The 4,620-nt window shown below is 69.6% G+C and carries 6 protein-coding genes, 1 tRNA gene and 1 pseudogene; 7 read left to right on the top strand and 1 reads right to left on the bottom strand.

What is annotated here, in order from left to right:
• The 7 genes from ACIY1X_RS15600 to ACIY1X_RS15570 all read left to right on the top strand — a co-directional run.
• Window positions 1-405: lipoprotein insertase outer membrane protein LolB (locus ACIY1X_RS15600; RefSeq protein WP_399682048.1), on the top strand; the 405-nt coding region annotated here is incomplete at its 5' end.
• Entirely contained in the window at window positions 402-1,268 is an 867-nt protein-coding gene (gene ispE, locus ACIY1X_RS15595) for a 4-(cytidine 5'-diphospho)-2-C-methyl-D-erythritol kinase (RefSeq protein ID WP_399682046.1), read from the top strand. The genes ACIY1X_RS15600 and ispE, both read left to right, overlap by 4 nt.
• 83 nt (window positions 1,269-1,351) lie before the next feature.
• Window positions 1,352-1,428, top strand: a tRNA-Gln gene (locus tag ACIY1X_RS15590).
• Between the two features lie 50 nt (window positions 1,429-1,478).
• Window positions 1,479-2,453 (top strand): ribose-phosphate pyrophosphokinase, encoded by a 975-nt coding sequence (locus ACIY1X_RS15585; protein WP_399682043.1) that lies wholly within the window; start codon window positions 1,479-1,481, stop codon window positions 2,451-2,453.
• A 206-nt stretch (window positions 2,454-2,659) separates the two neighbouring features.
• A complete protein-coding gene (locus tag ACIY1X_RS15580; protein WP_399682040.1) occupies window positions 2,660-3,301 on the top strand; it encodes a 50S ribosomal protein L25/general stress protein Ctc in 642 nt (213 codons plus the stop codon).
• Window positions 3,302-3,373: 72 nt separating this feature from the next.
• Entirely contained in the window at window positions 3,374-4,012 is a 639-nt protein-coding gene (gene pth, locus ACIY1X_RS15575; RefSeq protein ID WP_399682037.1) for an aminoacyl-tRNA hydrolase, read from the top strand.
• A 32-nt stretch (window positions 4,013-4,044) separates the two neighbouring features.
• Complete coding sequence (locus tag ACIY1X_RS15570) at window positions 4,045-4,488, top strand: hypothetical protein (RefSeq protein ID WP_399682034.1); 444 nt, start codon at window positions 4,045-4,047, stop codon at window positions 4,486-4,488.
• Between the two features lie 13 nt (window positions 4,489-4,501).
• Here ACIY1X_RS15570 and ACIY1X_RS15565 read toward each other — a convergent pair.
• A pseudogene (locus ACIY1X_RS15565) lies at window positions 4,502-4,620 on the bottom strand (ferredoxin); the annotation flags it as partial.

Genomic DNA, 4,620 nt, shown 5'->3' with positions numbered 1-4,620 from the left:
GTCTGGACGGGCCGCCTGTCGCTGCACGTGGACAGCCAGCCGGCCCAGACCTTCGCCGCCCTGTTCGAGCTGCGCGGCGCCCCGGGCGCGGGCGAGCTCATCCTCACCAGCCCCATCGGCTCGACGCTGGGCGTGCTGTCATGGAAGCCCGGCGAGGCCCTGCTGCGCGACGGCAGCCGGGTGCAGCACTACGACTCCATCGACCTGCTGGCCGAGCGCGTGACCGGCGCCGCCCTGCCGGTGGACGCCCTCTTCCGCTGGCTGGCCGGCGAGCCGGCCGAAGTGCCGGGCTGGCGCGCCGACCTGCGCCAGGCGGCCGCGGGCCGCCTGCAGGCGGTGCGCGAGTCGCCGCCGCCCACGGCCGACCTGCGGGTGGTGTTCGAGCCGCGGCAGGCCGTGCCGTGAAAGCGCTGTACGACCTGCCGGCGCCAGCCAAGCTCAACCTCTTCCTGCACATCACCGGCCGGCGCGAGGACGGCTACCACCTGCTCCAGTCGGTGTTCATGCTGATCGACTGGTGCGACACGCTGCACGTCGAGCTGCGGCGCGACGGCCAGCTCAGCCGCGAGGACCTGGCCACCCCCCTGCCGGCGGACGACCTGGTGCTGCGCGCCGCCCGCGCGCTGCAGGCGGCGGCCGGGCCGCGCGCCGCCGGCCTGGGCGCGCACATCGGGGTGCACAAGCGCATCCCGGCGCAGGCGGGCATGGGCGGCGGCTCGTCCGATGCCGCGACCTGCCTGCTGGCGCTGAACCGGCTGTGGGCCCTGGGCTTGAGCACGGCGCGGCTGGCGCGCATCGGCCTGGCCCTGGGCGCCGACGTGCCCTTCTTCCTGGGCGGGCGCAACGCCTGGGTGGAAGGGGTGGGCGAGCAGCTCACGCCGGTCGATCTGCCCGCCGCCCGCTTCGCCGTGCTCAAGCCGCCCCAGGGCCTGGACACGGGTCGAATTTTTTCGGCGCCGGACCTGCAGCGCGCCACGCCTGCTGCTATACTCTCAGGCTTTGCTGCGAACGACGCGGAACAAATCTACCGGTTTGGCCGCAACGACCTGCAGCCGGTTGCCGAGCGGCTTTGTCCGCCGGTGCGCGAAGGCCTCGATTGGCTGGCAGCGCAGGGCCTTTCTTCCGATTCGGCCCGCATGACCGGCTCCGGCAGTGCGGTGTTCGCGCAAATGCCGCAAGGCCTGCGGCTCGCCGACCCGCCACCGGGGTGGCAGCTTCGGCAGTGCGGCAATCTGGCAGTCCATCCTCTCGCAGGCTGGGCACGCTAGGTGAACCGGGCGTCCTTCCCTGGCAGGAGGGGCATCCGGAAGCGACATTCACGGTGGGTGGTCGTTGGACCATCCTCCTGTGTAGGGGAGTCGCCAAGTTGGTTAAGGCACCGGATTTTGATTCCGGCATTCGAGGGTTCGAGTCCTTCCTCCCCTGCCAAATCCTCACGATCACTCCGCCCAATGTCCGAAGACCGCCGGGAAGCAAGCATGCAGGCGTACCACCCTGATTTCATGGTTTTCACCGGCAACGCCAACCCGGCCTTCGCAGCCGAGGTGGCTCAGGCGCTGGGCACCACGCTGGGCGCCGCCCGGGTGGGCCGCTTCTCCGACGGCGAAGTCACCGTGGAACTCCACCAGAACGTGCGCGCGCGCGACGTGTTCGTGGTGCAGTCCACCTGCGCGCCGACCAACGAGAACCTGATGGAGCTGCTGATCATGGTCGACGCGCTCAAGCGCGCCTCGGCCGAGCGGATCAGCGCCGTCATCCCCTACTTCGGCTACGCCCGCCAGGACCGCCGCCCGCGTTCGTCGCGCGTGCCGATCTCGGCCAAGGTGGTGGCCAACCTGCTGCAGACCGTGGGCGTCTCGCGCGTGCTGACGATGGACCTGCACGCCGACCAGATCCAGGGCTTCTTCGACATCCCGGTCGACAACATCTACGCCTCGCCGGTGCTGCTGGGCGACCTGCGCGCCAAGAACTACGAGGACCTGATCGTGGTCAGCCCCGACGTCGGCGGCGTGGTGCGCGCCCGGGCGCTGGCCAAGCAGCTCAACTGCGACCTGGCCATCATCGACAAGCGCCGGCCCAAGGCCAACGTGAGCGAGGTGATGAACGTCATCGGCGAGATCGACGGCCGCAACTGCGTGATCATGGACGACATGATCGACACCGCCGGCACGCTGGTGAAGGCGGCCGAGGTGCTCAAGGAGCGCGGCGCGAAGAAGGTGTACGCCTACTGCACGCATCCCGTGTTCTCCGGCCCGGCGCTGGAGCGCATCGCCCAGGGCACGGCGCTCGACGAGGTGGTGGTGACCAACACCATCCCCCTGTCCGACGGCGCGGCCGGCTGCGGCAAGATCCGCCAGCTCTCCGTGGCGCCGCTGTTCGCCGAGACGATCCAGCGCATCGCCAAGGGCGAGTCGGTGATGAGCCTGTTCTCCGAACAGGACAATCTTTTTTGAGCACTTGGCGATCTGGCGATCGCCAAGTGGTTTGATGGTCAGTGCGATCAGGACCGGCAGAGCCGGACCCTGATCGCAATGGAGACGGCGCTGCGCGATGCTTCGCGCCGTCTTGAGGAGCACGCTTCGCGACTCCTTTGGCGCCCTTCGGGGCTTTTTGAAACGGAGCCAGGCTGGTCGCGGCCGGTTCCATCTGGAGAAACACTATGAAATTCGTCGCTTTCGAGCGCGCCAAGCAGGGTACGGGTGCGAGCCGCCGTCTGCGCAATGCCGGCAAGACGCCGGGCATCGTCTACGGTGGCGAAGGCCAGCCGCAACTGATCGAGCTCGATCACAACGCGCTGTTCCACGCCCTCAAGAAGGAAGCCTTCCACTCGTCCATCCTGGAGATGGAACTGGGCGGCAACGTCACCAAGGTGCTGCTGCGCGACGTGCAGTACCACCCGTTCAAGCAGCTGGTCCAGCACGTGGACTTCCAGCGCGTGGACGCCCGCACCCGCCTGACGGTGAAGGTGCCGCTGCACTTCAAGGGCGAGGAAGAGTCCGAGGCCGTGAAGCTGCACCACAACCTGGTCAACCACGTGATGACCGAACTCCAGATCAGCGTGCTGCCGGCCGACCTGCCCGAGTTCATCGAGGTGGACCTGTCGGGCCTGACCAACGGCGCCACGGTGCACCTGAGCGACCTGAAGCTGCCCAAGGGCGCGAAGGTCATCACGCACGGCAAGCCGAACCCGGTGGTGGTGTCCGCGGTGGCCCCGGTCGTCGAGGAAGAGGCTGCACCGGCCGACGCTGCCGCCGCAGCAGCCCCGGCGCCCGCGCCGGCCAAGGGCGGCAAGAAGAAGTAAGACGCACCGCGCGTCCTTGCGCATGAAGACGGCCCGCCTTGGCGGGCCGTTTTTCTTTCCATAATCCTTTCCATGATCAAGCTCTTCGTCGGCCTGGGCAATCCGGGCCCCGAGTACGAGGCCACGCGCCACAACGCCGGCTTCTGGTGGGTGGAGGCGCTGGCGCGCGACTGGAAGGTACCGCTGCTGCCCGAGCGCAGCTACCACGGCCTGGTGGCGCGCGCCAGCGTGCAGGGCCGCAGCGCCTGGCTGCTGCAGCCGCAGACCTTCATGAACCTCTCCGGCAAATCGGTGGCGGCGCTCGCGCGCTTCTACAAGATCGCGCCGCAGGAGATCCTGGTCGTGCACGACGAACTGGACATCGTGCCCGGCGAGGCGAAGCTCAAGTTCGGCGGCAGCCATGCCGGGCACAACGGGCTGCGCGACATCCATGCGCAACTCGGCACCGGCGACTACTGGCGCCTGCGCCTGGGCATCGGCCACCCGGGCGTGAAGTCCGAGGTGGTCGGCTGGGTGCTCAAGAAGCCGCTGCGCGAGCAGCGCGAGGCGATCGACGACGCGATCGTGCGCTCGCTGCATGCCGTGCCCGCCCTGCTGGCCGGCGAGATGGACAAGGCCATGCAGCAGATCCACACCAGCAAGCCGCCGCGGCCCAAGCCCCCGCGCCGCGCGCCGCCGGGCGAGGGCAGCACCGCCCCGCCGGCGGGCTGAAGCGGGGGCACTCGCATCTCAGGGAGGAGAACATGAACCACAAGAAGAACCGCCACGGCGCCGCAGCCATCCTGCTGCTGGCCGGCGCCTTGCACCTGCACGCCGAGGCAGCAGGCCAGGCCGCATCGATCTGGCGCTGCGGCAGCACCTACAGCGACCGCCCCTGCGCGGGCGGCCGCGGCATCGAGGCCAACGACAGCCGCTCCGACGAGGAGCGCCGCGCCGGCGAGGCGCAGGCGCGCGACGCGAAGCGCCAGGCCGAGGCGATGGCGCGCGAACGCCGGCAGTTCGAAAGCCGGGCGGCCGGCCAGCGCCCTGCCGTCTTCGCCCTGCCCGAGCGGGACGACGATCCCGCGCCGGCGAAGCCGGCATGGCGCAAGCCCCGCAAGCCGAAGAAGAGCATCGGCGCCGACGACTTCACCGCGCGCGACCCTTCCGCGCCCGCAGGCAGGAAGCGGCGGAAGACCGGGGACTGAGGGAGAAGTGAGGTCAGGCGGACGTGAGCCGCTGGTACTTCTCGTACAGCGTCTCGCGCGACTCGACGTGCGCCGGGTTGACCGGAATGCACGCGACGGGGCAGATCTGCACGCACTGCGGCTCGTCGAAGT

This window comes from Xenophilus sp. (assembly GCF_044462705.1).
Lineage (GTDB): Bacteria > Pseudomonadota > Gammaproteobacteria > Burkholderiales > Burkholderiaceae_C > Xenophilus > Xenophilus azovorans.
Note: the sequence above shows the minus strand (reverse complement) of the source record. Positions and strands in the feature narration are given on the sequence as shown.

What these genes read in the sequence shown, in the direction of transcription:
- ACIY1X_RS15585 (WP_399682043.1), top strand. Translation starts at nt 1,479, where the DNA reads ATGCAGGCGTACCACCCTGATTTCATGGTTTTCACCGGCAACGCCAAC.
- pth (WP_399682037.1), top strand. Translation starts at nt 3,374, where the DNA reads ATGATCAAGCTCTTCGTCGGCCTGGGCAATCCGGGCCCCGAGTACGAG.
- ACIY1X_RS15570 (WP_399682034.1), top strand. Translation starts at nt 4,045, where the DNA reads ATGAACCACAAGAAGAACCGCCACGGCGCCGCAGCCATCCTGCTGCTG.
- ACIY1X_RS15580 (WP_399682040.1), top strand. Translation starts at nt 2,660, where the DNA reads ATGAAATTCGTCGCTTTCGAGCGCGCCAAGCAGGGTACGGGTGCGAGC.